The organism is Micromonospora sp. RTBAU3-60 (assembly GCF_054963695.1).
On record NZ_JBUEGB010000048.1, the window covers coordinates 22,029 to 47,947 of the forward strand.

At 73.4% G+C, this 25,919-nt stretch carries 24 protein-coding genes; 8 read left to right on the top strand and 16 right to left on the bottom strand.

The genetic code is table 11. The annotated features are described in order from the left end of the window. Window positions 1–27 precede the first annotated feature (27 nt). The 6 genes from ACY34I_RS30035 to ACY34I_RS30060 form a co-directional block, all read right to left on the bottom strand. A complete protein-coding gene (locus ACY34I_RS30035; protein WP_462758442.1) occupies window positions 28–522 on the bottom strand; it encodes a winged helix-turn-helix domain-containing protein in 495 nt (164 codons plus the stop codon). A gap of 126 nt (window positions 523–648) precedes the next feature. Beyond that, window positions 649–2,064 (bottom strand): RNA-guided endonuclease TnpB family protein, encoded by a 1,416-nt coding sequence (locus ACY34I_RS30040; protein WP_462758421.1) that lies wholly within the window; start codon window positions 2,062–2,064, stop codon window positions 649–651. Between the two features lie 534 nt (window positions 2,065–2,598). After that, window positions 2,599–3,195: a winged helix-turn-helix domain-containing protein gene (locus ACY34I_RS30045; protein WP_462758422.1), complete on the bottom strand. Its 597-nt coding sequence runs from the start codon at window positions 3,193–3,195 to the stop codon at window positions 2,599–2,601. Between the two features lie 48 nt (window positions 3,196–3,243). Further along, window positions 3,244–3,735 (bottom strand): rhodanese-like domain-containing protein, encoded by a 492-nt coding sequence (locus tag ACY34I_RS30050; protein ID WP_462758423.1) that lies wholly within the window; start codon window positions 3,733–3,735, stop codon window positions 3,244–3,246. A gap of 56 nt (window positions 3,736–3,791) precedes the next feature. After that, window positions 3,792–4,244 (bottom strand): cysteine dioxygenase, encoded by a 453-nt coding sequence (locus ACY34I_RS30055; protein ID WP_462758443.1) that lies wholly within the window; start codon window positions 4,242–4,244, stop codon window positions 3,792–3,794. 118 nt (window positions 4,245–4,362) lie between these two features. Further along, window positions 4,363–4,740: a cupin domain-containing protein gene (locus tag ACY34I_RS30060; protein ID WP_462758424.1), complete on the bottom strand. Its 378-nt coding sequence runs from the start codon at window positions 4,738–4,740 to the stop codon at window positions 4,363–4,365. Window positions 4,741–4,986: 246 nt separating this feature from the next. Between ACY34I_RS30060 and ACY34I_RS30065 the strand changes: the two genes are divergently transcribed. Continuing rightward, the gene (locus ACY34I_RS30065) at window positions 4,987–5,934 is read left to right on the top strand and encodes a DUF3500 domain-containing protein (protein ID WP_462758426.1); all 948 of its coding nucleotides are present in this window, start codon (window positions 4,987–4,989) and stop codon (window positions 5,932–5,934) included. Window positions 5,935–6,048: 114 nt separating this feature from the next. Here ACY34I_RS30065 and ACY34I_RS30070 read toward each other — a convergent pair whose 3' ends face one another. The 6 genes from ACY34I_RS30070 to ACY34I_RS30095 all read right to left on the bottom strand — a co-directional run bounded on the left by ACY34I_RS30070 (window position 6,049) and on the right by ACY34I_RS30095 (window position 13,068). Further along, window positions 6,049–6,804 (bottom strand): class I SAM-dependent methyltransferase, encoded by a 756-nt coding sequence (locus tag ACY34I_RS30070; RefSeq protein ID WP_462758427.1) that lies wholly within the window; start codon window positions 6,802–6,804, stop codon window positions 6,049–6,051. A gap of 141 nt (window positions 6,805–6,945) precedes the next feature. Next, window positions 6,946–7,449 carry a DUF2231 domain-containing protein gene (locus ACY34I_RS30075; RefSeq protein ID WP_462758429.1) on the bottom strand — a complete coding sequence of 168 codons (504 nt, stop codon included), beginning with the start codon at window positions 7,447–7,449 and terminating at the stop codon, window positions 6,946–6,948. Between the two features lie 73 nt (window positions 7,450–7,522). Beyond that, on the bottom strand, window positions 7,523–8,263 hold the full coding sequence (locus ACY34I_RS30080) for a GAF and ANTAR domain-containing protein (RefSeq protein WP_462758430.1): 741 nt from the start codon (window positions 8,261–8,263) through the stop codon (window positions 7,523–7,525). Between the two features lie 187 nt (window positions 8,264–8,450). Then, window positions 8,451–10,745 carry an accessory Sec system translocase SecA2 gene (gene secA2, locus ACY34I_RS30085; protein WP_462758431.1) on the bottom strand — a complete coding sequence of 765 codons (2,295 nt, stop codon included), beginning with the start codon at window positions 10,743–10,745 and terminating at the stop codon, window positions 8,451–8,453. A gap of 198 nt (window positions 10,746–10,943) precedes the next feature. Then, the gene (locus tag ACY34I_RS30090; protein WP_462758432.1) at window positions 10,944–12,032 is read right to left on the bottom strand and encodes a zinc-binding dehydrogenase; all 1,089 of its coding nucleotides are present in this window, start codon (window positions 12,030–12,032) and stop codon (window positions 10,944–10,946) included. Then, window positions 12,025–13,068, bottom strand: a complete 1,044-nt coding sequence (locus ACY34I_RS30095) for a Gfo/Idh/MocA family protein (protein WP_462758433.1) — start codon at window positions 13,066–13,068, stop codon at window positions 12,025–12,027. Before ACY34I_RS30095 ends, ACY34I_RS30090 begins: the two co-directional genes overlap by 8 nt. 224 nt (window positions 13,069–13,292) lie before the next feature. On the opposite strand from ACY34I_RS30095, the gene ACY34I_RS30100 reads away from it, so the two are divergent. From ACY34I_RS30100 to ctaD, 5 genes are all read left to right on the top strand, one after another. Then, window positions 13,293–14,273, top strand: a complete 981-nt coding sequence (locus ACY34I_RS30100) for a glucosyl-3-phosphoglycerate synthase (RefSeq protein WP_462758444.1) — start codon at window positions 13,293–13,295, stop codon at window positions 14,271–14,273. 64 nt (window positions 14,274–14,337) lie between these two features. Further along, window positions 14,338–15,492 carry a glycosyltransferase gene (locus ACY34I_RS30105; protein ID WP_462758434.1) on the top strand — a complete coding sequence of 385 codons (1,155 nt, stop codon included), beginning with the start codon at window positions 14,338–14,340 and terminating at the stop codon, window positions 15,490–15,492. A gap of 78 nt (window positions 15,493–15,570) precedes the next feature. Next, window positions 15,571–16,038 carry a DUF4383 domain-containing protein gene (locus ACY34I_RS30110; RefSeq protein WP_462758436.1) on the top strand — a complete coding sequence of 156 codons (468 nt, stop codon included), beginning with the start codon at window positions 15,571–15,573 and terminating at the stop codon, window positions 16,036–16,038. 87 nt (window positions 16,039–16,125) lie between these two features. After that, a complete protein-coding gene (locus tag ACY34I_RS30115) occupies window positions 16,126–16,857 on the top strand; it encodes an ATP-binding protein (protein ID WP_462758437.1) in 732 nt (243 codons plus the stop codon). Between the two features lie 88 nt (window positions 16,858–16,945). Next, window positions 16,946–18,949 (top strand): aa3-type cytochrome oxidase subunit I, encoded by a 2,004-nt coding sequence (gene ctaD, locus ACY34I_RS30120; RefSeq protein WP_462758438.1) that lies wholly within the window; start codon window positions 16,946–16,948, stop codon window positions 18,947–18,949. Window positions 18,950–19,011: 62 nt separating this feature from the next. On the opposite strand, the gene ACY34I_RS30125 is transcribed toward ctaD, so the two are convergent. The 3 genes from ACY34I_RS30125 to ACY34I_RS30135 form a co-directional block, all read right to left on the bottom strand. Then, window positions 19,012–20,145, bottom strand: coding sequence for a SigB/SigF/SigG family RNA polymerase sigma factor (locus tag ACY34I_RS30125; RefSeq protein ID WP_148799349.1), 1,134 nt, complete (start codon window positions 20,143–20,145; stop codon window positions 19,012–19,014). 220 nt (window positions 20,146–20,365) lie between these two features. Further along, window positions 20,366–21,718, bottom strand: a complete 1,353-nt coding sequence (locus ACY34I_RS30130; protein WP_462758445.1) for a hypothetical protein — start codon at window positions 21,716–21,718, stop codon at window positions 20,366–20,368. 288 nt (window positions 21,719–22,006) lie between these two features. Continuing rightward, complete coding sequence (locus ACY34I_RS30135) at window positions 22,007–23,131, bottom strand: baeRF2 domain-containing protein (protein WP_148799345.1); 1,125 nt, start codon at window positions 23,129–23,131, stop codon at window positions 22,007–22,009. A 142-nt stretch (window positions 23,132–23,273) separates the two neighbouring features. Between ACY34I_RS30135 and ACY34I_RS30140 the strand changes: the two genes are divergently transcribed. Continuing rightward, a complete protein-coding gene (locus ACY34I_RS30140) occupies window positions 23,274–23,819 on the top strand; it encodes a hypothetical protein (RefSeq protein WP_462758446.1) in 546 nt (181 codons plus the stop codon). Window positions 23,820–23,887: 68 nt separating this feature from the next. On the opposite strand, the gene ACY34I_RS30145 is transcribed toward ACY34I_RS30140, so the two are convergent. Continuing rightward, a complete protein-coding gene (locus ACY34I_RS30145) occupies window positions 23,888–24,226 on the bottom strand; it encodes a DUF3817 domain-containing protein (RefSeq protein WP_462758439.1) in 339 nt (112 codons plus the stop codon). Between the two features lie 182 nt (window positions 24,227–24,408). On the opposite strand from ACY34I_RS30145, the gene ACY34I_RS30150 reads away from it, so the two are divergent. Continuing rightward, window positions 24,409–25,887: a glutamate--cysteine ligase gene (locus ACY34I_RS30150; RefSeq protein ID WP_462758441.1), complete on the top strand. Its 1,479-nt coding sequence runs from the start codon at window positions 24,409–24,411 to the stop codon at window positions 25,885–25,887. The last annotated feature ends 32 nt before the right edge of the window (window positions 25,888–25,919 follow it).

A 25,919-nucleotide genomic window follows, 5' to 3' on the forward strand; every position in this document is an offset into this window, starting at 1 on the left:
ATCCTGCCCGGCGACCGGACCGGCGGGTCAGCCGGTGCGGTCGATGGTGACGCGGGCGTCGTCGGCGAGCCGGTAGCCGACCCCGTAGACGGTGGTGACCAGCGGGACGTCCACTCCGACCTTGCCGCGCAGCCGGCGGACGTGCACGTCGACGGTGCGGACGCCGGCGTGCTCGTACCCCCAGACCGCGTTGAGCAGTTGCAGCCGGGTGAACACCCGGCGGGGGTGGGCGACCAGGTGCAACAGCAGGTCGAACTCCAGCCGGGTCAGCGGCAGCGGCTCGCCGTCGCGCAACACCGACCGGGACGCGGCCAGGATGTGCAGGGTCGGGATGGCCGGCGCGAGCGGGCGGCCGGGCGACCGGCCGATCGGCACCGGGTCGGCCCGGCGGTCGACCGGCCCGCCGCTGGTGACCACGGCGTCGCCGCGTTCCAGCAGCTCGCGGGCAGCGTCCAGCAGTCGCCGGGCGGCCGGGCTCAGCGACTCCTCACCGGCCAGCGGGATGTTGAAGGTGACCGTCAGCACCGGGGTGGTGGTGTTGGCGGGGCGACGCTGGCCGCCGGGGGGGACGACCGGGAACCGCGGGTTGGGACGTATGCCATCCGGCGCGCGACGAGGCGGGGCTGACCGACATGGTCCTGCTTCCTACTAGTAGCTCATGGCTGAGCGGTTCGGATGGTTCGCTCTCCGCCCAGCGGTGGCTGGGCTGGAGTCCTGGACCGGCAGTCTGGTCCGGTGGCGATCGGTCCGGTCCTGCAGGATCTGCTTCACCCGCCGGTGTGGGGTGTGCAGGGCGATGTCGGGGTCGCCGGCTCGGTGCAGGATGTTGATCGCGGCGTTCACGTCTGCCTGCCACACCACCCCGCACGTAGTGCAGTGAAACCTGTCCCCACTACGGCGGCCGAAGACGCCGCAGCGGTGACAGGTTTGTGAGGTGTAGGCGGCGTTGACGGGAACGAGCGCAGAACCTCTACGCTCCGACACGCTTTTCAGGGCCTCCGCGGTGACTCCTTTGGTCCACGCGGCGAGACGCCTGTTCATGTTCTTGGGAAGCTCTTTGCGGCCGGCGATGCGTTTGGTGAGGTCTTCGGCGACCACGGTGGCTGCCTTGTCGACGACCTCGTGCACGGCGGTGAAGATCTCCGTACGCACCCGCGCCCGGTGCCGGGCGGCCTGCCGGTCCCGCTTCACGGTCCCGAGGTTGTTGACCTTGATCCGGTGGGCTTTCGCGTGATCACCACGCAGGGAGGCGGTGTTGGCGATCGAGCGCAGCTTCGCTCGGCGCCGGTTGCGTTCCTTCAGCCGGTCCGACTCACGGGTGAGCAGGTCGCCGAGTTGTTGGCCGTAGGGCTGGCCGTCGGAGTCGGTCAGGGCTTCGGTGTAGCCCTTGTCCACACCGACCTTCCGATCGCCGCATGGCCGCTGCGACGACCGCATCGCCGCCGAGTCGATCTGGTAGTGCACCTCGACCCGCCCGCCGCGCAGGATCAGCCGCAGCGTGCCCGTCGGCGCAACAGTCGTCGACAGCGGGATGCGGACCATTCTGCGGCGTTCCAGGCCGGGGATCGCCAGCCACAACCGGCCCCGCCCGTCAACGAGCGTGTTGTACCTCTCGGCGCGCACGACGATCTGGTTGTGCGTGTGGTTGCGGCCCCGCTTCCAGTGCTTACGCACTTGCCGAGCCAGGAACGGATCACCGGCCCACTCGTCAGCCTTCAACGCGCCGAACATCCGCTTCCGCCCGTCCGGATCGTTGGTGTGTCGGCTGATCGCCCGCCGGACGTCGACCTTGGCCGCCTCCAGGTTCGCGGCGATGTCGCCGATTGCGTCGCGGACGATCTCCTTCCACGCATTCGCCAACACACCAAACGACGCGTGTGTGCCGTCGGCCAGCCACCGGTCCCGCACCTGCCGGTCTCTCAACCCGGACCCGACCCCGCCGATCGAGCCGTAGCGCTGCCACACCTCACTACGAACCCGGCCCAGCCGGCGCGCCTGCTTCACCAGGACGGCGTACTTGCCCGGATTCAGGTGCGCGGAGTAGGCGATCCGGGTGACCTTCACCGGTCATCCTCCGCAGCGCGGTCCGTTCTTTTCCGCACGCTCCCGTAGCGACGCAGCCCGTCCAGCGGACGCGAGAACCTGTGCACCACCGCCGGCAAGTCCCCGACCAACTCCTGCCGCAGGGGCATTCGCATCGTAAGCACGGAACCGCCGCCCACCCGCTCGCCGAGCCGGCCGATCCCATGCACGCTACCCACAGCAGTCAACATCGACAGTTCTAAAACAACCACTTGTCGCTGCTCCTTGGCTGGTCCGGGTTCCCACGGCCCCGGGATGCCGCTTCGTCGATGCTTCCCGGCACCCAAGTGAGGGTCAAGAGGGGCTACGTTTGCATGAATGTGACAATTGACGAACACAGCGGAGCCAGGCGCTCGCTCTGCGTACGAGCCAGACCATTACAGCAGAGCGGCGAGATGACCCGTTACGGGGGGTCCCCGCCCGGTTGCCCGGTTCGACGTGGCGACCTGCCGGCGCATGCGACGGAAGCGCGGCGCACCGGGCCACCCGGTACGCCGCGCCGTCGGCGCGCCGCGCTCAGCGCTGGCGGTCCACCACGATCCGGGCCTCGTCGGCGAGCCGGTAGCCGACGCCGTAGACGGTGGTCACCACCGGCGTGTCGGCGCCGAGCTTGGCCCGCAGCCGGCGCACGTGGACGTCCACGGTACGGGCCACCGCGTGGTCGTACCCCCATACGTTTGCGAGCAGCTGGAGCCGGGTGAACACCCGCCGGGGGTGCTCGGCGAGGAAGAGCAGCAGGTCGAACTCGATCCGGGTCAGCGGGACCGGCACGCCGCCCCGGCGGACCACCCGGGTGCCGGCCAGGATGCGTACCGTGTGGGGCTGCTCCGCCGGCGGGGGCGCGGCGGCCTCCGGGGTGGCCGGCGCGGGTGGCTCGGCACCTCGCCGCGGGTCGAGCACGCGGACAAGCTGGTGCTCGTCGGCCCGGACCACCCCCTCGCCGGACGCGGCGAGCTCGTCGAGGAGGTCGACCAGGCGGGCCAGGCCGGGCGTCAGCCCGGCGCCCAGGTCGAGGGTGATGGTCAGGGTGGGGGCGGTGCGGGGTCGGGGCGGGGCGGCCCGGTCGGGGCGGCCGGACCGGTGCGGGCGCGGGGAGATGGCGACGACGGACATGGAGCCTCCTGAGCTGGCGGTCGCGCCCGCCGGGGTGTGGCGGGACGATCAGCGGAGCGCCCGGCCGGTGGTGACCGGGGGCGGGGCGGACGAGGGTCGGAGCGGCGGGGTCGGGCCGAGGGTGGGCAGCCCGGCGATGCGCCAGGCGGCGAACCCGCCGACCACGTCGGTGGCCCGGTGCAGGCCGAGGTCCTGGAGCGCGGCGGCGGCCAGCGAGGAGGTGTAGCCCTCCTGGCAGAGGATCACCACCGGCACGTCGTAGTCGACGGCCTGGGGCAGCCGGGCCGGGCAGCGCGGGTCGAAGCGCCACTCGAGCACGTTGCGCTCGACGGCGAGGGCGCCCGGCACGGTGCCGTGCGCGGCCCGCTGGCCGGCCGGGCGGATGTCGACCAGCAGCGCGCCTTCCCGGTACGCCAGGTGGGCCTGCTCGGGGTCGAGGCGGCGCAGCCGGCGACGGGCGGCGGCGAGGATCTCGTCGATGCCCCGCGAGCCGGGTGGTGGGACCGGACAGCTCTCGGTACGGGTTCGGGGCTGGGACATCCTCGGGTCCTTCCGTGCGGCGTGGGTCGGGGTCACGAATGCGGCGGGCGGCCGGGTCACCAGCCCACTCCCGCCTCGGCCACCTCGGCGGCCAGGAGCTGCCCGGCGACGAGGCGGTAGCGGGTCATCCGGCGCAGCGCGGGCCGGTAGACGTGCACGCTGACCGCCGGCCGGTCCCCTCGGTTGGTGACCACGTGCACGTGGCGGACGCCGAAGCGCCGGCCCGTGCCGGCGGCGAGCCGGTGCGGGCGCAGCCGGCCGCCGCTGACCGTCTCCTCGGTGAGGGTGCCGGCGAGCACCAGGAAGGCGCCTGCGGAGCCGCCGTGGTCGTGCAGGTCGGTGCCCTGTCCGGGCAGCCAGCTCAGCGCCCACACCTCGTACGCGGTGTCGGCGGCCAGGCGCGCGTACCACCGCTCGGCGGGGTCGAAGTGCAGCGGGACCGGCCAGCCCGTCGGGTCGGCCCAGCGGGCGGCGACGGCGAGCAGGTCGGGCGGATCGGGGCGGGCCATCGGCGGTTCGTCCTCACGGGTACGGGGCGGCGCGGTCCCCCACAGCATAGAAGGCAAACCCTATAGGTTTAGTAGGTAATACCGGATGCTGGGACAGCGCGTCCGGCGCCGCGGACGGTCAGCGCCGGACCGGTGGGCCCACCCGGTAGCCGGGCACCGAGGGCCAGCGCACGGTGAGCACCACCGACTCCCGCTCGGCGTACCAGGAGTGGTCCACGCCCTGGCCCCACACCACGTAGTCGCCCGGCTCGCGCAGCACCACCGTGCGGTCCCGCAGTTCGATCCGGAACGCCCCGCTGATCAGCACCAGCAGGGCGGTGCGCCGCTCCCCCGTCGCCCACGCAGCGCGGGTCTCCCCGGCCGGGTGCACGCCCCACTTCACCTCGACCTCGCTGCTGTGCCGCACGTCCTCGAGCGGCTTGAAGTGGCCGAGCAGCCAGCCCGCGTCAGCCGCCCCGTCTACCGCCGCGTTGCCGACGTACACCCGATCGCGCATCCATCCCCTCCCGTGCCGGCTCGGCAAGCTACCAGGCGGCTTCGGGCGCCTCCGACCGCCGAGGCCGCCCGCACCTCTCGGCGACGGCACCGACCGTCTCGGGCTGGCCGACCACGCGCCCACACCGCCCCTGACCAAGCCGACCTCGGCGGGCGGACCTGCCCGAGGCGCTGGCCCAGCTCACCCGGAGCTGACCGACCCGCCAGGGCCCCGGCGCGGCGGTCGGCCACACGGTATACAGGTGCGGTGGAGGATCCCCTACCCGAGCGGATGCGCGCGGCGGCCGGCGCGTGGCTGGCGGCGCTCGACGAACCGGCCCGGCAGCGGGCCCGGCACGATTTCGCCGACGAGGCCGCCCGGCGCTGGCTGGAGTACCGGCCGCGGCCCCGGCCCGGGGTTAGCCTCGCCGACCTGGACGTCACCGCGCGCAAGGCCGCCCACCGGCTGCTCGCCACCGCGCTCAGCCCGGCCGCGTACGCCCAGGCCATGGCGGTCGTCGCGCTGGAGGAGGTGCTCGACCGGGCGGAGGGCTGGCGGCGCGGCCGGCACAGCGGCGACTACTGGGTGGCCGTGTTCGGCGACCCGACCCGCGACGACCGGTGGGGGTGGCGGTTCGAGGGGCACCACCTCTCGGTGACCATGACCGTGGTCGACGACCAGGTCTCCCCCGCGCCGCTCTTCCTCGGTGCCAACCCGGCCACCGTCCGGCACGCCGGACGTCCGGTCTCCCGGCCGCTCGGCCCCGAGGAGGACCTGGCCCGGGAGCTGCTCGACGCGCTCGGGCCGGCCGGCCGGGCCGCCGCGATCATCGCCGACGAGGCGCCGGGCGACATCATCAGCGCCACCCGGGCCAGCGCCCCGGACCGGCTCGACCCGCTCGGGGTACCCCGGGACCGGCTCACCCCGACCGGGCGGGCGCTGCTCGACCAGCTCGTCGCGCTCTACCTGGACCGGCTGCCGCCGGAGCTGGCGGCCCGGGAGGCGGGCCGGCTCGACGGTGGGGAGCTGCACTTCGCCTGGGCCGGCCCCACCCGGCCGGGGCAGCGGCACTACTACCGGATCCAGGGCGACGACCTGCTGATCGAGTACGACAACACCACCGACGACGGCAACCACGCGCACACCGTGCTGCGTCGCCCGGCCAGCGACTTCGGCGCCGACGTCCTCGCCGCCCACCACACCACCGCCCACTGACCCGCCGCCGGGTCCCGCCCGGTTGATCAAGAAGTTTGCGTCCGGTTGGAGATCGACTCCGACGTAAACCCCTTGATCAACGCCTGCTCGCGGTGGGGCGGGCCGGTCGGGCGGTCAGGGGCGGCGAGCCTCGATGAGGAACCGTCGGGCGTGGGCGACGAAGGGGCCCTCGGTGCGGATCCGGTCGTGCAGGCGCCGGAGTTCGGGACGGTAGCGGTCGACGGTGAACCCGGGCACCGTCCAGATCACCTTGCGCAGGAAGTAGACCACCGCGCCGATGTCGTGGAAGACCATTCGCAGGGTGGCCGTACGCAGGTCCACCACGGTCAGCCCGGCGGCCTCGGCGGCGGCGACCGCCTGCTGCGGGTGGCGCGCGGTCGGCGGCGGGAGCGGGCCGAGGATCGCCTCGCTCAGCTCCCGCACCGTGCCGGCGCCGATCTGCTGGGAGAGGTAGCTGCCGCCGGGGCGCAGCACCCGGGCGATCTCGTCCCACCAGGTGTCCACCGGGTGCCGGCTGACCACCAGGTCGAAGGAGCCGTCCCGGAACGGCAGCGGCGGCCGCTCCGCCACCTGGACGACGGTGGCACCGACCGCGCGCAGCGTACGGCGGGCGACCGCGACGTTCGGCGGCCACGCCTCGGTGGCGACCAGCAGCGGCGGCGGGGTGGGCACCTCGGCCAGCACCTCGCCCCCGCCGGTGTCGATGTCCAGCGCGGCGTGGACGGTCGCCAGCCGCGCGCCGACCAGTCGGGCGTACCCCCAGGGCGGGCGTTCCTCGCTGGCCCGCCCGGCCAACCAGGAGAAGTCCCAGCCGTCGACCGGCACCGAGGCGGCCTCGGCGATCAGGTCCTCGAAGTCATCCGCGCTCACCGGGTGAGCCTGTCCCAGCGGCGCGCGCCACGGCAACGGGTTTCCGGCTGCGGCGCGGCGCGGCCCTGACCGACCTCCGGCCGGCGCCACGGCGACCGCCTCCGGGTCGTTGCGGCCGCCCCGTCCGAGGGCGGCAACCGCTCAGGCCGGCGGGCGGATGATCTCCACGGTGGATGCGGGGAGGTCGGCGAGCGTCTCCAGGCCGGCCTGCTCGCTGGCCCGGCCGCGGTCGAACTGGCGCACCAGCCGGGCGCCCAGCCACACCCCGACCGACCCGACCGCCAGGGCCAGCAACTCGGTGGCCAGCTCGACGCCGGTCGCGCCGCGCTCCGGCGCGTCGGCCCGCATCAGGCAGGTGAGCAGGAACAGCGCCGCCATCGCGGCGTTGACCAGGTTGACCGTGACCGCGGTACGCCGGGTCCGATCGGCGCGCGCGTCCCACAGGTCGACCAGGCCGGCGACGGCGGCGAGCGCGGCGGCTACCAGGGCGGCCACGGCGGTCCAGTAGCCGACCTCGCCGAGGAAGGCCGGGCCGCCGGCGACGTCGGCCAGGTCGAGGACCGCGGCGCTGACGAAGAGTCCGAACGGGAACGTCACCAGCATCGGTTGGATGGGGTGCCCCTGCACCCGCAGTCGGCTCTCCATCGGTCCCTCCCCAGGTCGGCGCGGCTCACCAGTCCAGGGTGCTACCCCCGCGCCAGCGGGACGAAACGAACGCTCAACTCTCCCGGGGCCGGGACACGGTGGACACCAGCCGCTCGGCGACCTCGCGCAGCGGGATGTCCAACGAGGACGCGGCGCTGCGGAGCACCGCCAGGGCCTCCGGCGCCCGGCAGCCGCGCTGCGTCATGATCACGCCGACCGCCTGCCCGATCACGCCCTCCTCCAGCAGCGCCGAGTCGAGCTGGCCGGCCTGAACGGCCTGCCGCTCCCGGTCCCGCACGGCGGCGAGGAGCAGCCCGGCGTGCTCGGCCAGGAGCATCGCGGTGAGCTGGTGCCGCGGGGTGAGCGCGTCGGCGGGCTCGGCGTACAGGTTGATCGCACCGATCACCTGCTCGTCCACGTCGACGGGCGCGGAGATCACCCCGCGTACGCCCAGCCCGCGCGCCCGCTCGGTCCAGGCCGGCCAGCGCGACTCCCGGTCGAGATCCGGCGCGGTGATCATCTCGCGCCGCCGGATGGCGGTCAGCGCCGGCGTGTCGGGGCCGTGCCGCAGGTCGTCCAGCTCGGCCCGGGCGGCGTCGGAGGCGGCCCCGCCGGCGGGCTCGCCGGCGCGCAGCGCGGTGAAGCCGCAGCAGTCCACCCCGGGCACGGCGTCCCGGGCGACCCGGACCAGCCGGGCCAGCGCCTCGTCGAAGTCGGCGACGGCGATCAGGCCGGCGGTCAACTCGCGCAGCAGGGCGGCGGTCTCCAGCACGTTGAGCGTGTCGATCATGGGTTCCCGCGTGTCGAGGTTCACCGGGCCACGGCCCCCGCCGCCTCCGCCTCCGACCACGCGGTGTCCCTGTCCGGCGCCATTGCCTGTCGCATCCGCTCTCTCCCTGACTCGAAGCCCCGGCCTACTACCCTCGCAAACCCGGTTCGAAACAGTGCAAAGGGGTCCCTTTCGGCGCGCCACGCGCCGGCGGGGACCCCTTCGTCGACGGTCAGCGGGACCCGGAGATGAGCCGCCGCCCCACCGAGGCGATCAGCCGATCCAGCTCCGAGCCGAACGGGTTGTCGTGCACCAGGTAGGTCCAGGTGGCGCTCGGCCGGACCAGCTTCGCGGCGTCCGGCTCCCACCCCTCGGCGAACTCGGTCTCCTCGAAGGTGGCGATGGTCCGCGTCTCGATCTCCGGGACGAGCGCGTTGAACGCCGGGACGGCGCTGCGGTGGAACTCGTCCAGCGGGTCGAGCCGGCCCAGCGCACGCAGGTGCACGCCCTCGCGGACCTCGGAGAGCTCGGCCAGGTGCTCGGCCCAGAGCCGGTCCAGGTGGTAGAGGGCGATCTTGCGGGCCACCTCGGCGAGCAGGTCCTCGTCCATCTCGCCGGCCTTCTCCGGCACCCGCTCCAGCAGCATCAGTGCGGCGATGTCGCTGGTCAGCAGCCGCTCCCGCCGCTCGGCGAGGGCCTTGCGCTGCTGCTCGATCACGACGCTGTAGCGCCAGGTGTTGCGGTGGATCTCGTGGTTGACGCCCTCGGCGACCCGCTGGGCGTGCTCCACCGCGTAGTCGACCTGCGGGTCGGTGACCAGGCCGTCGGCGTTCATCCGGGGCGACGGCGGAACGGTGTCGCCGGCGTGCCGGACGACCAGGTCGTCCTCCAGGCTGACGAAGAAGACCGACCCGCCCGGGTCGCCCTGCCGGCCGGCCCGGCCGCGGAGCTGGTCGTCAACCCGGCGGCTGTCGTGCCGGCCGCTGCCGATCACGTAGAGGCCGCCCAGGTCGGCCACCCGCTCCCGGTCGGCCTGGTCGCTGCCGCCGAGGCGGATGTCGACGCCACGGCCGGCCATCTGGGTGGAGACGGTCACCGCGCCGTACGCGCCGGCCTCGGCGATGATCGCCGCCTCCTCGTCGTCGTTCTTGGCGTTGAGGACCACGCAGGGCACCCCGGCCGCGTGCAGCCCGGCCGCCAGACCCTCGGACTCCTTGACGTCCAGGGTGCCGACCAGCACCGGGCGGCCCGCCTCGTGGCAGCGCTTGATCTCGTCGATCAGCGCCTCCTCCTTCTCGGCCCGGGTGGCGTAGATCCGGTCCGGCTCGTCCTCCCGGATGCAGGGGGTGTTCGGCGGGATCACCGCCACCTCCAGGCCGAAGAACTCGCGGAGCTGGTCGCCGACCAGCACCGCCGTCGCGGTCATCCCGCAGACCTTCGGGTAGAGCGCGATGAACGCCTGCACGGCGATGGTGCCGAGCACCTCACCCTCGGCGGTGGCGTCCAGGCCCTCCTTCGCCTCGACCGCCGCCTGCAGCCCGTCCGGCCAGCGGCGGCGCTGGGCCACCCGGCCACGCATCTCGTCGATCAGCTCGACCGAGCCGTCCCGGACGATGTAGTCCACGTCGCGGTGCAGCAGGGCGTGCGCGTGCAGCGCCACGTTGACCGCGGAGAGCTGCCCGACGTGCTCCTCGTCGTACAGGTCGATGCCGCCGAGCTTGGCCTCGATCGTGGCCAGGCCGGCCGAGGTGAAGGCGACGCTGCGGCCGTCCTCGGCGATCGTGTAGTGCTTGCCCTTGCGCAGGCCGCGGACCAGCGCCGCGGCCGCGTGCACCGGGTCCTGCCCGCCGGGGACCGCGCCGGCGAGCACCATCGGCACCCGGGCCTCGTCGATGAGGATGGAGTCGGCCTCGTCGACGATGGCGGTCTTCAGCGCCGGCTGGACCCGGTCATCGAGGTCGGTGACGAGCTGGTCGCGGAGGAAGTCGAAGCCGGCCTCACTGACCGACACGTAGGTGACGTCGCAGGCGTACGCGGCGCGCCGCTCGTCGGGGGTGGAGGACTCGTTGACCCAGCCGACGGTGAGCCCGAGCAGGCGGTAGACCGGCGCCATCCACTCGGCGTCGCGGCGGGCCAGGTAGTCGTTGACGGTGAGCACGTGGACCGGGCCGTTGCCCATCCGGACGTGGCCGTACGCGGCGATGGTCGCGGTGAGCGTCTTGCCCTCACCGGTCGCCATCTCGGCCACCTTGCCGGCGAGCAGGGCCATCGCGCCGAGCAGCTGGACGTCGTACGGCCGCTGGTCGAGGCCGCGGCGGGCCGCCTCACGGCCGATCGCGCAGAGCTCCTCGTACCCCTCGGCCAGGCCGGCGGCCTCGGTCAGCTCGGCGTCGGAGAGCTTCTCCAGCTCCGCCTCGCGGGCCTCGATGGCCGGCAGCAGCTTCTCCAGCGGGGCGAGCTCCACCGTCGTCCCCGGGCGCTGGAGGAACCGCCGGAACCTGCTCTTCAACCGTTGCGACACACCCATGAGCGGCAACGGTACGCGAATCGGAGCCGATTGGGACCCCCGCCCGGCGCCGGGTCTGTCCGGTGTCCGATTTCCTGACCGTTTCGGCAGCTCAGGGCGGTTTCCGGGCGGTGACCGTCGGGGCTGGCGGGCGCCCGGTCGGTCCGCGGATCAGCCGGTGACCGTCGGGGCCTGGCCGGCGCCCGGGCGGTCCGCGGGTCAGCCGGCGAACACCACCTGGAGTTCCTGGCGGCGGCGCTCGGCCAGGTCGATCAGCAGCCCCGGCGCTTCCTCCAGCGGCGCCACCGCCGTCACGAGGTGCTTGCGGATCAGGTCGCCGTACTGGCGCAGTAGCTCGATGGTCTCCGCGGAGAGCCGCTCCCGGTCCCAGACGGGGGCGAGCCCCCGGGGCACCCGCCCGATCTGGGCGCAGCGCAGCGACAGCCCGTTGTGATGGAACTCCTCGCCGAGCCGGACCTCGTCCGCGCCGGCCTGGTAGAACGCGAGGTCGATGACGGTGCCCTGGGGGCGCAGCAGGCGCAGCGCGAGGTGCAGCGCCCACGCCTGGCCCCGGCACTGGAACACCACGTCGGCGCCCCGGTCGCCGGCGGCGTGGTTCCACCGGGTCTTAAGCACCACGGCCGGGTCGTCCGCCTCCGGGTCCAGAGTCTCCAGGCCCAGCGCCTCGGCCACCTCCCGCCGGGCCGGGGTCGGGTCGAGGACCACCACGGAGGCGGCACCGTGCCGCCGGGCGAACAGCGCGGTGAGCAGGGCGACCACCCCGCTGCCGACCACCGCCACCCGGCGGCCGCGGACCCCGTCGCCGAGCGAGCGCACGTCGGTGCCGCACAGGTCGGCGGCGGCGTGCAGCAGACCGTTGGCGCAGATCGGGCCCATGTGCGCGACGTAGACGCCGAGCAGCGGGTCGAGGTCGTCGGGGAGCGGGACGAAGCGCTCGGCGACCGGGTCGGCGACGTACCCGGTGCGGTGGCCGTAGGTCATCGCCCCCACGGTGCCCACCCGGACGGCCGGGGTGCGGCTCTCCACCACCCGGCCGACCTGCATGTAGCCGAGCCGGGTCACCGGGTACGGGGTGCTCGCCGCGCCGGGCTGGAACAGCCCGAGATCGCTGTTCCAGGTGACGTTGAGGTAGGGGTTGGTGCCCTTGACGTAGCTCAGCTCGGTGCCGGCGGAGACGCCGCTGTAGACCGTCTCCACCCGGAAGGTGCCCTCACGCAGCTCAGCCGGGTCCTGCTCGACCAGCTCCACCGCGCCCGGTCCGTTGACCACCACCACCCGGTCACGCATCGACGGTCACCTCCCGTTCCGCCTCAGCCGGCACAGTGCCGGTGACCGGGGTGGTGGGGCGTGCGGCCGGCCCGGTGGGCAGGGCCACGCTGCGCCCGGTCCGCGCCGACTCGGCCACCGCGAGGGCGAGCCGCTGGGTGCGCAGCGCCTCGGCGTACGGGACCCGGATGTCGTCGCCGACCCCCCGGACCGCGTCGACGAAGGCCCGGTCGACGGCCACCCGGGCGCCGTCCGGGTCGGCGGGCAGGTGCCGCTCCCCCTCGCCGTCGCAGATCAGCAGGCCGTCCTCGGCCAGCGACATCGCCAGCCCGTCGGCGAGGATCTCCACGCCGGCCCGGTGCTTCCAGCCGAGCACGCAGGCCGCGGCGAGGGTGCCCACCGCGCCGGAGGTGAAGCGCAGGGTCGCCGCGGTGACCGAGTCGATGTCGGCGCCCTCCACCGGCGGCGGAGTCCCGTCCCCGTACGCGGTCACCTCGGACGCCTCGCCGACCAGCAGCCGCACCAGGTCGAGCACGTGGGCGGCCTGCTCTACGACCGGGCCGCCGGAGCGGTCGCACCGGGCCCACCAGGCCACCGGCGGAACCTTGTCCAGCCAGGCCGCGTTGACCATCCGCGCCGGGCGGTCGGCGAGCAGCTGCCGGGCCTCGTCCACCACGTGCAGGTAACGCCAGTGGTGGCCCACCGCGGTGAGCAGCCCCCGCCGCTCCACCAGGGCGGCGATCCGTTCCGCGGTGTCCAGGTCCACCGCCACCGGCTTCTCCACGAACATCGGCACGCCGGCGTCGATCACCGCCTCCTCCACCGGGCCGTGCGCGAACGGGGGCACGCAGACGTAGACGGCGTCCGGGCCGGCGGCGAGCAGCTCGGTCACGTCGGCGAACGGGCACCCGCCGTACGTCCCGGCCAGGGCCTCCGCCGCGTCCCGGGCGACATCGGTCACCCCGACCAGTTCCACGTCCTCGAAGCCAGTCAGCACACGGGCATGCCGCTGCGCCACCCCACCCGCCCCGACCAGTCCCACCCGGCACGTGCGCATCCGTCGCCCCTCCCGCCGCAACTCACGAAGCTGTCGACAGCTCTCCCCTGGCGGGCGTGCAATCAAACGTTCACCGGCCGGGAACCGGACGGCGCGCGACGGGTGATCAGGCTGTTCGGCATGATCCGGTTAGCGCGGGGCGCCTACTGGGAAAACCTAACCCGCGTTTCCGCCATGAACTGGGGGTGCCAGTGCGGGATACAGAAGCGATCGTCTCACCGGTGGTGGAAGCCTGGGCCACGTACCGCACCACGACGGCCAGCGACTGGCCGGCGCGCCGGCTGCTGCGGGCGAAGGGTGACAGCCGGGTCAGCGTGGTGCTGCCGGCGCGCAACGAGGAGGCCACCGTCGGCGCCATCGTGTCGACGATCCGCGAGCACCTGATGGACCGGGTGCCGCTGGTGGACGAGCTGATCGTGGTGGACTCCCGGTCCACCGACCGGACCGCGCAGGTGGCTCGCGCGGCCGGCGCCGAGGTGGTCAGCCAGGACGCGATGACCCGCGGGCTGCCCCGGCTCTCCGGCAAGGGCGACGCGCTCTGGGCCGGGCTGGCGGCGGCCGAGGGGGACGTGGTCGCGTTCGTCGACGCCGACCTGCACGAGTTCCGTCCGCACTTCGTCACCGGGCTGATCGGCCCGCTGCTGACCGACCCGTCGGTCGACTTCGTCAAGGGCTTCTACCACCGCCCCCTGGTGGGGGCGACCAGCGTGGAGCCGGACGGCGGCGGGCGGGTCACCGAACTGGCGGCCCGCCCGCTGCTGAATCTCTTCTGGCCCGAGCTGGCCGGGTTCGTGCAACCGCTGGCCGGCGAGTACGCCGGCCGCCGGGTGGTGCTGGAGCGGGTGCCGTTCGTCTCCGGGTACGGCGTGGAGACGGCCATGCTCATCGACCTGCTGGAACTGGTCGGGCTGGACGCCCTGGCCCAGGTGGACCTCGGCGAGCGCAAGCACCGCCACCAGGACGCGGCCGCGCTGGGCCGGATGTCCGCCCAGATCGTGCTCACCGTGTGGTCCCGGTTGCAGCGGCGGGGCTGGGCGAGCCCGGACGCCGTCCCGACCGCCCTACTGACCCAGTTCCGGCGGGGCGGCTCGGAGGCGCTGCCGAACCTGGACCGGGAGATCGTGGTCAGCGACGTCTCGATCGAGGAGCGCCCGCCGCTGGCCCAGCTCCGGCACCGGGTGCCCCGGCGCCGGGTCGCGGCGTGAGTGAGCCGCGCGTGAACCACCCCGCTCAGCAGCCTGGCACCGCCGACGGAAGGGACAGCGCACGATGAGCCTCACGGTCCTGATGAACGCGGGTCCCTGGTTGTCCGTGCCGCCGCCCGGCTACGGCGGGATCGAGAACGTGGTCGCCACCCTGGTGCCGGAGCTGCGCAAACTCGGCGTACGGGTGGTGCTCGCGTCGGTGGAGACCAGCACGCTGGCCGTCGACGAGAAGATCTCGGTCTTCCCGGACGGGCAGTTCCACGCCCTGCAACGCCCGTACAACCAGGTCTGCGGGATCTCGCAGGCGCACCTCAACGGCGTGGTGCGCGCGCTGCACACCCGCGACGACATCGACCTGGTGCACGACCACGTGGAGGCGGTCGGGCTGGCCACGCTGGCCGCGATGGGTCCGGACGCCCCGCCGGTGCTGCACACCCTGCACTGGGACCTGGCCAAGCATCCCGAGCTGTACGGCAACCTCGACGGCGGCGACCGGGTCCGGGTGAACGGGGTCTCCGCGGCGCAGCTGGCCCGCGCGCCCCGCGCCCTGCAAGACCACTCGGTCGGGCACGTGCACCTGTCCACCCCGCTGGCGGTCGGCGCGGAGCGTCGTCCGCCGGCGGAGAAGGGCGACTACGTGATCGTGCTGGGCCGGATCAACCCGGGCAAGGGGCAGGACCTGGGCGCCCGGCTGGCCCGGCAGGTGGGTTTCCCGCTGGTGCTCGCCGGCCCGGTCGGGCCGTACCACCGGCCGGCGGACCTGGCCGCGGCGGGCGACGAGGCCCGGCAGAACCCGGACGTGCGCTTCTTCTACGACCACGTCGCCCCCTACGTGGACGGCGACCTGGTGCGCTGGGTGGGCACGGTGGCCGGCCAGGAGCGGGACGACCTGCTCGCCGGCGCGCGGGCCGCGCTCTTCCCGCTGCACTGGGAGGAGCCCGGCGGCACGGCGGTGGTGGAGTCGCTCGCCCTGGGCACCCCCGTGGTGGCCGTCGCCCGCGGCTGCCTGCCCGAGCTGGTCGAGCACGGCCGTACCGGCCTGCTCACCACGGACGAGGAGGAGCTGGGCGACCTGGTCATGGCCGCCGGGCTGCTGGAGGCGGACGAGTGCCGGCGCGAGGCGGCCGCCCGGTTCACCCCGAGGGTGATGGCCGAGCGGTACGTGGGCCTGTACGAGCAGGTTCGTCAGCCCGCCGCCCCCGCGTTCCAGCTCGCCTGAGGCGCGCTGCCATTGGGGCCGTTTGCCGCCGCGGCTCGCGGGGAAGCCGTCCGGTCCCTGTCCGCTCAGGAGGCCGGCATGACGAACTCGATGGCCCACGCGCGCGCCCGACGGAACCCGGCCGACGGCCGCGCCCCGGCAAGCCGGGCCGCCGCGACCATCGGGGTGATCTTCCTGATCGTCGGGGTGCTCGGCTTCCTCCCGGGGATCACCACCAACTTCGGCGCCCTCTACTTCGTCGGGCACGAGTCGATGGCGAAGCTGTTCGGCGTGTTCCAGGTCTCGGTGCTGCACAACCTCGTGCACCTGGCCTTCGGGGTGGCCGGCCTGGCGCTGTCCCGGACGGTCCCCGGGGCCCGGACGTTCCTGATCGGCGGCGGGGCGGTCTACCTGGTGCTCTGGCTCTACGGCCTGATGGTCTACCACCGCACGGGTCCCGCGAACTTCATCCCGGTCAACGGCCCCGACAACTGGCTGCACCTCGCGCTGGGCATCGGGATGATCGCCCTCGGGCTGGCCACCACCCGGGGCGTCGCTCGTCGCTGAGCAGGCGGGATGGGCGTCTGGTCCGGTTTCACCCGCCCTGGTCGCGGGTAGTTCACAGGTCCGCGACGACACGGAAACGAGGGCCTGATGTCGACCCGGATCAGCTGCGAGGTGCGCGACGAGTCGCCGGTCACCGTCGTACGGCTCGCCGGCGAGCTCGATGTGGGCACGATGCGGTCGGTGCACACGGTGCTGGAGCGGTGCCTCGCCACCCAGCCCGACGCGCTCGTGGTCGACCTGGGGCGGCTGGACGTCGCGGACCGGCTGGCGCTGTCGGTCTTCGCGGCGGCCGCCCGGCGGGCCGCCGACTGGCCCGCCGTGCCGCTGGTACTGTGCGCCCCACCACCGGCGGCGGCGAGCTGGCTCAGCGAGACGACCGCGGGCCGGGAGCTCCCGGTACGCCGGGACTGTGCCGAGGCGGCCGCCCTGGCCGGCGCGGTGGCCTCCCCCCGGCTGCGGGAGCGGCTGGAGCCGGTCGCCGGGGCGTGCCGGCGGGCGCGGGAGCTGGTCACCGACGCCTGCCGGCGGTGGAACATCCCGGAACTGGCCGGGCCGGCGGCGCTGGTGCTCACCGAGCTGGTCGGCAACGTGGTCCGGCACGCGGGCACTCCGATGCAGGTGACGCTGACCCTGCACCGGCCGTACCTGGGGGTGGCCGTGCTGGACGGCAGCCCGGCCGAGGCGCGGGCGGTGACCGCCCGGGACCCGCGCGCCGAGGGTGGCCGTGGGCTGATGCTGGTCCGCGAGCTGACCCAGCGGTGGGGCAGCGTCCCGGCGGGTGCCGGGAAGGTGGTCTGGGCCATGCTGCCAGCGAATTGACCTGAATTACCCCTCTCGCCTGGTTTGATGAGCGGAGGTCGGGTAACCGTGCCCGGCTGTTCCGCCGTCGCATGACGAGGTGAGAGCCATGCCGAAGCAGGTAGTCACCGAGCCGCCACGAGACCGCGGGCCGGCGATCCTCGCGCCGGCCGAGTTCGGCGGCTATCCCGGTCCGGTCCGGGTGGCGACCCCGGGCGACTCCCTGTGGCGGCTGCTGCGCACCACGGACCACAAGCTGATCGGCCTGATGTATCTGACCACGTCCTTCGGCTTCTTCCTGATCGCCGGGATCGAGGCGATGCTGATCCGGGCCGAACTGGCCCGACCGGGGCTGCAGTTCCTCTCCCCCGAGCAGTACAACCAACTCTTCACCACCCACGGTTTCGCGATGCTGCTGCTCTTCGCCACGCCCGCGGCGTTGGGGATGGCGAACTTCCTCGTCCCGATCCAGGTCGGCGCTCCGGACGTCGCGTTCCCCCGGCTGAACGCCTTCGGTTACTGGCTGTTCCTCTTCGGCGGCCTGATGCTGTACGGCAGCTTCCTCACGCCCGGCGGGTCAGCCGACTTCGGGTGGTTCGCGTACACCCCGTTGAGCACCGCCCAGCACTCCCCCGGCGTCGGGCCCAACATGGTGGTGGTCGGGCTGGTCATCAGCGGCCTGGGCACCATCCTCACCGCCGTCAACCTGATCACCACCATCGTCACCCTGCGCGCCCCCGGGATGAGCATGTTCCGGATGCCGATCTTCACCTGGAACATCCTGCTCACCAGCGTCCTGATCATCTTCGTGTTCCCCCTGCTGGCGGCCGCGCTGCTGGCGCTCGCCGCGGACCGGCTCCTGCACTCGCACGTCTACGACGCGGCCACCGGCGGGCCCATGCTGTGGCAGCACCTCTTCTGGTTCTTCGGCCATCCCGAGGTCTACATCATCGCGCTGCCGTTCTTCGGGATCATCACCGAGATCATCCCGGTCTTCTCCCGCAAGCCGATCTTCGGCTACACCGGTCTGGTGCTCGCCACCATCTCGATCACCGTGCTGTCGATGAGCGTCTGGGCACACCACATGTTCGGCACCGGCCAGGTGCTGCTGCCGTTCTTCAGCATCCTGAGCTATCTCATCGCGGTGCCGACCGGAGTGAAGTTCTTCAACTGGATCGGCACGATGTGGAAGGGCCAGCTCACCTTCGAGACGCCGATGCTCTTCGCCATCGGCTTCCTGGTCACGTTCCTCTTCGGCGGGCTGACCGGGGTGCTGCTGGCCAGCCCGCCGGTGGACTTCCACACCACCGACACCTACTTCGTGGTCGCCCACTTCCACTACGTCCTCTTCGGCACCGTGGTCTTCGCGTTCTTCGGCGGGATCTACTTCTGGTTCCCGAAGATGACCGGACGGCTGCTCGACGAGCGCCTGGGCAAGGCCCACTTCTGGACGATGTTCCTCGGCTTCCACACGACCTTCCTGGTCCAGCACTGGCTGGGCAACGAGGGCATGCCGCGCCGCTACGTCGACTACCTGCCCAGCGACGGCTTCACCATCCTGAACACGGTCTCCAGCATCGGGTCGTTCGTCCTCGGCGCGTCCACGCTGTTCTTCATCTACAACGTCTGGAAGTCCTGGCGGTACGGCGCACGGGTCACCGTCGACGACCCCTGGGGCTACGGCAACTCCCTGGAGTGGGCCACCACCTGCCCGCCCCCGCTACGCAACTTCGACCGGATGCCCCGGATCCGCTCCGAGCGGCCCGCCTTCGACCTCAAGTACGGCCGGCTGGTCGCCAGCCTCGGCAGCGACCTGCCGCAGCGCACCACGAAGCCGCCGCAGCACCTCGCCCAGGAACTGCACCGCGAGCGGCACCTCCCCGAGGCACCGGCCGCCGAGGGCGCGCACGGCGCCCGGGAGGCGGTCGCCTACCACCCCGCGCCGCAGTCGGGTGCCCGGCCGGTCGACGTGCCGGAGCCGGAGGAGATCCTGCGACCCAGCTTCGAGGAGACCGACGAGCCCGAGGAGACCATCCTCGGCGCGGAGCGGACCCCGGTGGAGAACGAGGAGTGGCGCCACCCGCGTGGACGTGGGGACAGCCCGGAGTACTGACCCGGGGTTAACCGCGAGAGGGCCGGCGCCACGGGGGCGCCGGCCCTTCCTCGGATACCGGGTCAGTCGCCGGCCGGCAGGCCGGCCGCGGCGAGCGAGCGGCGTACCGCGGGCTGCACCCGGGTCAGCCGCAGCGGCACCCCGGTCCGGGCCGCCGCGTCCCGGCCGGCCATGAGCGCGGCGATGCCCCCGGCGTCGAAGCCGCCCGCGCCGACCAGGTCGACCACCACCTCCCGGGGCTGCCCGGTCACCGCCTCCAGCATCGCCTTGCGCAGCTGGTCCGCACCGTCCCGGTCGACCTCCCCGCCGACCTCGACGACCACCCGGTCCCCGTTCTGTTTGACGGAGATCTTCGCCTTCGCCGGCTCGGACTCGGCCGTGCCGTTCTGCCACGGCGGCGGGGCGTCGGCGAGCATCGCCTGCCGCAACCAGGTCAGCGCCCGGGAGAGCAGCCGGGAGACGTGCATCTGGGAGATGCCGAACCGGGCCGCGATCTCCGCCTGGGTCTGGTTGCCGTAGAAGCGCATGGCGAGGATCCGCCGCTCCCGCCAGGGCAGCCGATGCAGCAGGCCGCTGACGGTGACCCGATCGTCGACCGACTCCAGCGCGTTGTCCGACTCGCCCACCAGGTCGCCGAACTCGGCGGAACTCTCCCCGCCGACCGGCGCGTTGAGCGAGGCCGGACTGTAGCCCGCGGCCGACTCCAGCGCGGCGAGGATCTCCTCCTCCGGCGTCTCCAGCCGCTCGGCCAGTTCGGCCACCGTCGGCGCCCGGGACAGCTCGCTGGTCAGTGCCGCGGTCGCCTGACCCACCTCCAGGATCAGGTCACGCAGCCGACGGGGCACGTGCACCCCCCAGGTGCGGTCCCGGAAGTGCCGTTTGATCTCCCCGACGATGGTGATCGCCGCGTACGCGGTGAAGGAGCCCCGTTCCGGGTCGTACCGGTCGACCGCGTTCACCAGGCCGAGGCGGGCCACCTGCTCCAGGTCCTCCAGCGGTTCCCCGCGGCCCCGGTACCGGCGGGCCAGCCGGCCGGCGAAGGGCAGCGCGAACCGGACGAGATCGTCGCGCGCCTCCTGCCGCCGCTCCGGCGGCAGCCCCTGGATCCGCGCCGCGTACGCCAGGGCCGCGGCGTCGAGGTCCTCCAGGCCCCGCTCGGTGGGTGGTGGTGTGGTTGTGGTGGTCTGTCCGAACATCCGCGCCTCCCTCAGGAAGGTCCCCCGCCCGGATTGGAAGACCGGTCGTGCGCGTGGTCGGGCCACGCACCGGGCCGGAAATGGGTTAGGTGACGGAACGCCAGGAGCGGCGGCAGCTCGCCGCACGGCATGGTGGGCCGTCTCGCAGCGAGCGGTGTTCCTGCTCCGTAGGTACTCAATCACGGACCGCGGGATCGTGAGGATGTTTCGCCGTGTTCGGTCAGGAGACGAGCAACCCCTGGTGGGCGCCCGCGTCCCGGAGCGCCGCGAGGGCCTCGGCCATCCGCAGCGGCGGCGGGGTCGGCAGGTCGTACGGCTGGTTGCGCAACACCTCGGTGGCACGCCGGGTCGGCACCGAGCCGACCGGGTAGCCGCGGGCCGCCCCCCGGTCCAGCGCCCGCCGTCGGCGCCCGAAGCCGGCCACGGCGAGCCACTGCGGCAGGCCGGCCAGGGCGGGCGACCGGACCCCGGGCGGCTCGGGCAGCACGTCCACCGAGCTGAACGGCTCGCTGCCGGCGAGCCACCATTCCGCCCCCTGCACCCGGCGCCGGGTCGCGTTCTCGCACCAGTACGGCACCAGCCCGGCCCGGACCACCTGCCACGGGTCGAGCAGCCGGCCGCACTCGACCACCAGCCGGTCGCCGGTCTTGCCGGCCCGGCGCAGCCAGCGCCGGTACAGGTCGGCGGTGGCGGCGCTCAGCGCGTCCGGCTGCGGGACCAGCACCCGGTGCAGCGGATGACCGTGCCGGCCCGTCCACTCCCGGGCGCTGTGCTCGAAGCCGGACTCCACGCCGTTCTCCGCGTACGCCGCCGGGCACGAGACGTCCGGCGGCTCCCAGTGCGCGCCGTCCCCGCCGGCGGAGCGGAGCACCTGGCGCAGGGCGTGCGCGTCCGGGTGGAAGTCGACCGGGTCGAGGCCGCTGGCTGGGGAGCCCACCTGGAAGCTGTGCCCAACCCCCTCGTCGAGCACCGGCCAGGTGCGCGCGTCGTGCAGCAGCAGCACCGGCGCAGCGGGTTCCAGCCGGTCGGCCAGGAACCGGGCGTACGCCCCGGGCAGCGCCCGCCAGCGCACCGCGAGGGTCACCGTGGCCCCCGCCGACGCGCCCCGGCTGGCCGGGCAGTGCACCTGGCGGACGTGCACGTCCCGGTTGCCGGCGAGCAGCCGGCCGGCGAGCGCGGCGCCGTGGTCGAGGGCGGCGCGCGGCCGGTCCACCGCCCCGCGGGTCCAGTGCACGGTCATTTCGAAGGCGGCGGGCAGCCAGGGCACGCCGAGAGCCACCGCCAGGTGCGCCGCCGCGCCGTGCGGTGAGCCGAGCACCAGTCCGGGCCAGCGACCGGCCGGGTACTGGTCGACGATCCAGGCCGCCACCCGCTCCGCGTCCACCTCGGCGATCTGCTCGGGGGCCAGCGCGATGCGGCCGGCGGCACGCGCCGCGGCGGCCCGCCGCACCGGCTCGGGGGCGCCGGCGAACCGGGCGAACGGGGTGGCGTGGCCGAGGTCCGCGCAGTCGTCGCCGCGCAGTGCCCGGGCCGTCGCGGCCACCAGCACCCGCGCCGTGCTGCCCGCGGCCATGATCCGGTCGCCGCTCAGTCCGTCGGACCCCACGGGCACCTTCCGTACCGAGCCCACCTTGCCTCGTTCGCTCACCACGCGGCCCGGCTTCCCGTCCCGATGGGGTCTAAACGGGGCATCCCCCCACGGGCCGGACCAATCCTCGGGTGTCCGTCTCCACGGCGCTTGCCACGCACCGGGCCCAGGCGCGGCGACTCACCCGAGATCCGCACAGGAACGGGGAAGTTGCTGCCTCACGGCGCGCGAAGGCAGCAACTTCCCCGATGTCGTGACGGCGTCCCCGTACGGTCAGGCGTTGCCTCGGCCGGGGGTGCTGGCGTCGACGTAGCGCAGCACCGCACCGACCCCGTCGGTGAGCTCAGGCGCCTCCTCCGGCGCGAGCACCGTCAGGTCGGCGTCGGTGCCGACCAGTGCGCGCAACAGCGCGGCGTCGGCGCGTACCCGCTGCGGGTCGGCCACCGACATGGCCTCCAGCTGGCGCGGATCGGTGGCGATCTCGGTCGGCTCAGGGCCGACCCACAGCTCACCGGTCGCGGACGGGTCGTCCACGATCAGCATGGTGTCGACCTGGTTGCGTTGCAGGGCGGAGACCACCGCGTCCAGCCCGGCACCCACGTCCTCCTGGGTGCCGAACCTGTCCAGCGCGGTGGTGATCCGCTGGTCGGCGATCTCGGCGATGGTCTGCACGGTCACGTCGTCCATGAGCATGGGATCGGCGCCCCGGGCCCGGGAGCCGGCGTCGGTGCGGACCAGCACGTCCTGCCAGCGCTCCGGGAGCTGGGCGGCGATCATGCCGGTGGCCCGGACGTCGCCGGCCACCACCACCACGTCCGCCCCAACCTTGTCGGCCAGCTCGGCGGTGGCCGCGGCGGCGTCGCCGGCGTTGTGGTGCCACGCCTCCATGGCCGCGCGCTGGTAGCGGGACTGGGACCACCCGCCCGGATTGACCTGGCGTAGCTGGTAGCTCTCCCGTCCGACGATGTGCGACTTACGCGGCACCCCGCCCGCGCTGACCGCGATGGCGTCCGCGCCGATCCGGTCGGCCAGCACACGCACCCAGGCGATCTGCTCGCCCCGCTGGGCGACCAGCGGCATGGTGTGCGGCAGGGCGGACCAGCTGGCCAGATCCCGCAGCGGCGGCGCGGAGAGGTACTCGGTGAGCACCACCCGGCCGCGGGTGGCGAAGATGGCCACGCCGTAGTCGCCGGGCATCGGGTCGTGCCGGCGGACCACCTCCTCGACCGCGTCAACGGTCACCTGGTCGGCGCCCTGCTCCAGCAGGCTCCCCTTCAGGGAGCGCCAGCGCAGGTCGACCGCGGGACGGGAGTCGTGGGTGTCCCGGGAGGCGTCCAGGTACACCGAGCACCACGGCCCGGGACGGTCGTAGAGCGGACGCAGGAAGGACAGCTGCATGCTCGACCCCTTTCCAGCTCGGCCGCACGCATACCCGCGCCACCGGGGATGTCACCTGGCAGGGCCGGCCCCGTGACCGCCGTTCATTCACGTCATTCAATCTCGAGAATCGATACCATCGGTGAACGGAACCAGACTCTCGGTGGTGACCATGGACACAGACCTCCACATCCGGCGCGTCGCCCACCCGACGGAGCGGATCGTCACCGCCCAACTGGTCCGGCTCATGGAGGGCTACGCGCGTGAGATCCGGGTGGGACAGCCGGTGCTCCTCGCGGTGCTGACCGCGGCGGGCGTGGCGGGACTGCCGGTACGGCTGGCGCGGGCACTGCTCAGCATCGACGGCGGCACCCGGCGCCGCTTCAAGGAGCTGAAGAAGGGGCCGGAGTTCCTGGTCACCCCGGTCCGGCTGCGCGACGCCGCGAACCGGCTGCTGGAGGTGGAACTGCACGGCCACCTGCCGCAGAGCGCGCTGCACCCCGGTGACCACGTGCAGCTCACCCTGCGGCCGCAGCGCGACGACGACCTGCCGCCGCGGATCGAGCGGATCGTCAACCTCACCACCGGGCAGTTGCTGACCCCGCGTACCGCCACGATCTGGTCCCACCTGGGTCCGCCGCTGCTGCTCCAGGCGGCGCTCGGCACGCTGCTGATGCTGGGCGTCGCCGCCTGCTCGGTGGTCACCTGAGGTTCCCGCCGCCCCGCCCACGGGCAGCCTGCGGCCGGTTCCCGGGTTTGCTCCCGGCCGGCGCGCGGTCAGCCCACCGGGGTGAGCGGACGTTCGACCGGTGCCGGCTCGCCGAGCAGGCCGCGCCGGCGGGCCCACCGCTCGAACAGCACGGTGGCGAACGGGGGCACCGCGCAGGCCAGGGCGACGGCGGTGTGCCACAGCGACCAGCGGCGCTGCCGGGCCACCACGAGGACGAGCAGGCCGTACACCACGAAGAGGGCGCCGTGGATCGGGCCGAACACCTGCACCCCGAGCTCGTTGCGCGGTGGGCCGTACTTGACCGCCATGCCGGCCAGCAGGCCCGCCCAGGAGCACGCCTCGGCGATCGCCGCCGCCACGAACAGCCTGGTCGTCTTCTCGCCCATCCGCACTCCCCCCGATCGGTTCGGCCATGCTATCCAGCCGACCCGTACGGACCGGGTGGTTCGCGGTCCGACGCGACGGGGATCACCGGGGCCGTGGGTGGGTAGTAAAGGGTCCTTCAGGTCTTCCCCACCCCGCCGTGGCGTGCGAGGTTAGGGGGACCAACGGTGACAGGGTGGTGACGATGGGCGAAGACGTCGGCGTACGCACCTTCAGCCGCGAGGACCGGGCCCGCTACCGGGAAAAGGTACGGCGCTGCCTGGACGTCTTCGCCGAGATGCTGCGGGAGTCCCGCTTCGACGTCGAGCGGCCGATGACCGGGCTGGAGATCGAGCTCAACCTGGTCGACGACGACTCGCAGCCGACGATGCGCAACGCCGACGTGCTGGCGGCGGTCGCCGATCCCAGCTTCCAGACCGAGCTGGGCCAGTTCAACGTGGAGATCAACGTGACGCCCCGCCGGCTCGGCGGCACCGGCACCGCACAGTTCGAGGAGCACGTCCGGGCCAGCCTCAACGCGGCCGAGGAGAAGGCCCGTACGGTCGGGGCGCACATGGTGATGATCGGCATCCTGCCGACCCTGCGCCCGGACCACCTGACCGCCGCCAGCCTCTCGGCGAGCCCCCGCTACCGGCTGCTGAACGAGCAGATCTTCGCCGCCCGCGGCGAGGACCTGCGGATCTCGATCAGCGGCGTGGAACGGCTGGTAGTCACCGCGGACACCATCACCCCGGAGGCCGCCTGCACCAGCACCCAGTTCCACCTCCAGGTCAGCCCACCCCAGTTCGCCGACTACTGGAACGCCGCCCAGGCGGTCGCCGGCGTCCAGGTCGCGCTCGGCGCCAACTCGCCGCTGTTCTTCGGCCGGGAGCTGTGGCGGGAGACCCGCGTGCCGCTGTTCCAGCAGGCCACCGACACCCGCGCCGAGGAGATCAAGGCCCAGGGGGTACGCCCCCGGGTCTGGTTCGGCGAGCGCTGGATCACCAGCGTCTTCGACCTGTTCGAGGAGAACGTGCGCTACTTCCCGGCGCTGCTGCCGGTCTGCGACCCGGAGGACCCGGCCGAGGCCCTGGCCAGCGGCGACGTCCCCGGTCTGGCCGAGCTGCGGTTGCACAACGGCACCATCTACCGCTGGAACCGCCCGGTCTACGATGTGCTCAAGGGACGCCCGCACCTGCGGGTGGAGAACCGCGTGCTGCCCGCCGGCCCGACCGTGCTGGACACCATCGCCAACGGTGCCTTCTACTTCGGCCTGGTCCGGGCGCTTGCCGAGTCGGACCGGCCGCTGTGGTCGCAGATGTCGTTCAGCGCCGCCGAGGAGAACTTCACCACCTGCAGCCGGCACGGCATCGACGCCCAGGTGTTCTGGCCCGGGCTGGGCTACCTGCCGGTGACCGAGCTGGTGCTGCGCCGGCTGCTGCCGCTGGCGTACCACGGGTTGGACCAGTGGGGCCTCGACCCGGACGAGCGGGACCGGCTGCTGGGCATCATCGAGCAGCGCTGCCTGACCGGCCGTAACGGCGCGACCTGGCAGGTGGCGACGCTGCACCGGCTGGAGTCCGCCGACCACCTGGACCGGCCGGAGGCGCTGCGCGAGGTGGTCCGCCACTACGTGGACTTGATGCACAGCAACCGGCCGGTCCACGAGTGGCCGATCCCCTGAACTCCACGGGCCACGGCGCGGCGGCGTCGGTG

Excerpts from the sequence above, each read along its gene's own strand:
- ACY34I_RS30045 (WP_462758422.1), bottom strand. The coding sequence starts at position 3,195 with ATGTCCGTCGTCGCCATCTCCCCGCGCCCGCACCGGTCCGGCCGCCCC.
- ACY34I_RS30050 (WP_462758423.1), bottom strand. The coding sequence starts at position 3,735 with ATGTCCCAGCCCCGAACCCGTACCGAGAGCTGTCCGGTCCCACCACCC.
- ACY34I_RS30055 (WP_462758443.1), bottom strand. The coding sequence starts at position 4,244 with ATGGCCCGCCCCGATCCGCCCGACCTGCTCGCCGTCGCCGCCCGCTGG.
- ACY34I_RS30060 (WP_462758424.1), bottom strand. The coding sequence starts at position 4,740 with ATGCGCGATCGGGTGTACGTCGGCAACGCGGCGGTAGACGGGGCGGCT.
- ACY34I_RS30075 (WP_462758429.1), bottom strand. The coding sequence starts at position 7,449 with ATGGAGAGCCGACTGCGGGTGCAGGGGCACCCCATCCAACCGATGCTG.
- secA2 (WP_462758431.1), bottom strand. The coding sequence starts at position 10,745 with ATGGGTGTGTCGCAACGGTTGAAGAGCAGGTTCCGGCGGTTCCTCCAG.
- ACY34I_RS30090 (WP_462758432.1), bottom strand. The coding sequence starts at position 12,032 with ATGCGTGACCGGGTGGTGGTGGTCAACGGACCGGGCGCGGTGGAGCTG.
- ACY34I_RS30095 (WP_462758433.1), bottom strand. The coding sequence starts at position 13,068 with ATGCGCACGTGCCGGGTGGGACTGGTCGGGGCGGGTGGGGTGGCGCAG.
- ACY34I_RS30105 (WP_462758434.1), top strand. The coding sequence starts at position 14,338 with ATGAGCCTCACGGTCCTGATGAACGCGGGTCCCTGGTTGTCCGTGCCG.
- ACY34I_RS30110 (WP_462758436.1), top strand. The coding sequence starts at position 15,571 with ATGACGAACTCGATGGCCCACGCGCGCGCCCGACGGAACCCGGCCGAC.
- ACY34I_RS30115 (WP_462758437.1), top strand. The coding sequence starts at position 16,126 with ATGTCGACCCGGATCAGCTGCGAGGTGCGCGACGAGTCGCCGGTCACC.
- ctaD (WP_462758438.1), top strand. The coding sequence starts at position 16,946 with ATGCCGAAGCAGGTAGTCACCGAGCCGCCACGAGACCGCGGGCCGGCG.
- ACY34I_RS30125 (WP_148799349.1), bottom strand. The coding sequence starts at position 20,145 with ATGTTCGGACAGACCACCACAACCACACCACCACCCACCGAGCGGGGC.
- ACY34I_RS30130 (WP_462758445.1), bottom strand. The coding sequence starts at position 21,718 with ATGGCCGCGGGCAGCACGGCGCGGGTGCTGGTGGCCGCGACGGCCCGG.
- ACY34I_RS30135 (WP_148799345.1), bottom strand. The coding sequence starts at position 23,131 with ATGCAGCTGTCCTTCCTGCGTCCGCTCTACGACCGTCCCGGGCCGTGG.
- ACY34I_RS30145 (WP_462758439.1), bottom strand. The coding sequence starts at position 24,226 with ATGGGCGAGAAGACGACCAGGCTGTTCGTGGCGGCGGCGATCGCCGAG.
- ACY34I_RS30150 (WP_462758441.1), top strand. The coding sequence starts at position 24,409 with ATGGGCGAAGACGTCGGCGTACGCACCTTCAGCCGCGAGGACCGGGCC.